Origin of the sequence: Niallia sp. FSL W8-0951, assembly GCF_038006525.1 — a bacterium.
Taxonomy (GTDB): Bacteria; Bacillota; Bacilli; order Bacillales; family Cytobacillaceae; genus Niallia; species Niallia circulans.
This window is the reverse complement of record NZ_JBBOVK010000008.1, coordinates 1-2,918: the sequence shown is the minus strand read 5'-3', so window position 1 is coordinate 2,918 and position 2,918 is coordinate 1. Positions and strand designations below refer to the sequence as shown.

Annotated in this window: 1 rRNA gene; it reads left to right on the top strand. The window is 52.1% G+C overall.

Going from position 1 to position 2,918, the window contains the following annotated elements:
* Window positions 1-2,918 (top strand): 23S ribosomal RNA (locus NSS71_RS25600); the annotation flags it as partial.

Below are 2,918 nucleotides of genomic sequence, written 5' to 3'. Positions count from 1 at the left end.
AGTTAAGTTAGAAAGGGCGCACGGTGGATGCCTTGGCACTAGGAGCCGATGAAGGACGGGATTAACACCGATATGCTTTGGGGAGCTGTAAGTAAGCTTTGATCCAGAGATTTCCGAATGGGGAAACCCTCTATCCGTAATGGGATAGAATCTTTACCTGAATACATAGGGTACTGAAGGCAGACCCGGGGAACTGAAACATCTAAGTACCCGGAGGAAGAGAAAGCAAACGCGATTCCCTGAGTAGCGGCGAGCGAAACGGGATTAGCCCAAACCAAGAGGCTTGCCTCTTGGGGTTGTAGGACACTCTATATGGAGTTACAAAGGAACGGGGTAGACGAATCGATCTGGAAAGGTCAGTCGTAGAAGGTAAAAACCCTGTAGTCGAAACTTCGTTCCCTCTTGAGTGTATCCTGAGTACGGCGGGACACGAGAAATCCCGTCGGAAGCAGGGAGGACCATCTCCCAAGGCTAAATACTCCCTAGTGACCGATAGTGAACCAGTACCGTGAGGGAAAGGTGAAAAGCACCCCGGAAGGGGAGTGAAATAGATCCTGAAACCGTGTGCCTACAAGTAGTTAGAGCCCATTTATGGGTGATAGCGTGCCTTTTGTAGAATGAACCGGCGAGTTACGATTACATGCGAGGTTAAGTTGAAGAGACGGAGCCGCAGCGAAAGCGAGTCTGAATAGGGCGAAATAGTATGTGGTTGTAGACCCGAAACCAGGTGATCTACCCATGTCCAGGGTGAAGTCCAGGTAACACTGGATGGAGGCCCGAACCCACGCACGTTGAAAAGTGCGGGGATGAGGTGTGGGTAGCGGAGAAATTCCAATCGAACTTGGAGATAGCTGGTTCTCTCCGAAATAGCTTTAGGGCTAGCCTCAAGATTTAGAGTATTGGAGGTAGAGCACTGTTTGGACTAGGGGCCCCCATCGGGTTACCGAATTCAGACAAACTCCGAATGCCAAATACTTATTCTTGGGAGTCAGACTACGAGTGATAAGATCCGTGGTCAAGAGGGAAACAGCCCAGACCACCAGCTAAGGTCCCAAAGTATACGTTAAGTGGAAAAGGATGTGGAGTTGCTTAGACAACCAGGATGTTGGCTTAGAAGCAGCCACCATTTAAAGAGTGCGTAATAGCTCACTGGTCGAGTGACTCTGCGCCGAAAATGTACCGGGGCTAAACGTATCACCGAAGCTGTGGATTGACATCTATGATGTCAGTGGTAGGAGAGCGTTCTAAGGGCGTTGAAGCTAGACCGTAAGGACTGGTGGAGCGCTTAGAAGTGAGAATGCCGGTATGAGTAGCGAAAGATGAGTGAGAATCTCATCCACCGAATGCCTAAGGTTTCCTGAGGAAGGCTCGTCCGCTCAGGGTTAGTCGGGACCTAAGCCGAGGCTGAAAAGCGTAGGCGATGGACAACAGGTTGATATTCCTGTACCACCTTTAAATCGTTTGAGCAATGGGGGGACGCAGGAGGATAGGGTAAGCGTGCTGTTGGATTAGCACGTCCAAGCAGTTAGGCTGGTAATGAGGCAAATCCCATTACCACATAAGCGGAGCTGTGACGGCGAGGGAAATATAGTACCGAAGTTCCTGATTCCACACTGCCAAGAAAAGCCTCTAGCGAGATTTAGGGTGCCCGTACCGCAAACCGACACAGGTAGGCGAGGAGAGAATCCTAAGGTGAGCGAGAGAACTCTCGTTAAGGAACTCGGCAAAATGACCCCGTAACTTCGGGAGAAGGGGTGCTCTTGCGGGTGCAAGCCTGCGAGAGCCGCAGTGAATAGGCCCAGGCGACTGTTTAGCAAAAACACAGGTCTCTGCGAAGCCGCAAGGCGAAGTATAGGGGCTGACACCTGCCCGGTGCTGGAAGGTTAAGAGGAGGGGTTAGCACGTTAGTGCGAAGCTCTGAATTGAAGCCCCAGTAAACGGCGGCCGTAACTATAACGGTCCTAAGGTAGCGAAATTCCTTGTCGGGTAAGTTCCGACCCGCACGAAAGGTGTAACGATCTGGGCACTGTCTCAACGAGAGACTCGGTGAAATTATAGTACCTGTGAAGATGCAGGTTACCCGCGACAGGACGGAAAGACCCCGTGGAGCTTTACTGCAGCCTGATATTGAATTTTGGTACAGCTTGTACAGGATAGGTAGGAGCCTTGGAAGCCGGAGCGCCAGCTTCGGTGGAGGCATTGGTGGGATACTACCCTGGCTGTATTGACATTCTAACCCGCACCCCTGATCGGGGTGGGAGACAGTGTCAGGTGGGCAGTTTGACTGGGGCGGTCGCCTCCTAAAAAGTAACGGAGGCGCCCAAAGGTTCCCTCAGAATGGTTGGAAATCATTCGTAGAGTGTAAAGGCACAAGGGAGCTTGACTGCGAGACCTACAAGTCGAGCAGGGACGAAAGTCGGGCTTAGTGATCCGGTGGTTCCGCATGGAAGGGCCATCGCTCAACGGATAAAAGCTACCCCGGGGATAACAGGCTTATCTCCCCCAAGAGTCCACATCGACGGGGAGGTTTGGCACCTCGATGTCGGCTCATCGCATCCTGGGGCTGTAGTCGGTCCCAAGGGTTGGGCTGTTCGCCCATTAAAGCGGTACGCGAGCTGGGTTCAGAACGTCGTGAGACAGTTCGGTCCCTATCCGTCGTGGGCGTAGGAAATTTGAGAGGAGCTGTCCTTAGTACGAGAGGACCGGGATGGACGCACCGCTGGTGTACCAGTTGTCTTGCCAAAGGCATCGCTGGGTAGCTATGTGCGGAAGGGATAAGTGCTGAAAGCATCTAAGCATGAAGCCCCCCTCAAGATGAGATTTCCCATAGCGCAAGCTAGTAAGATCCCTGAAAGATGATCAGGTTGATAGGTCAGAGGTGGAAGCGTGGCGACATGTGGAGCTGACTGATACTAATA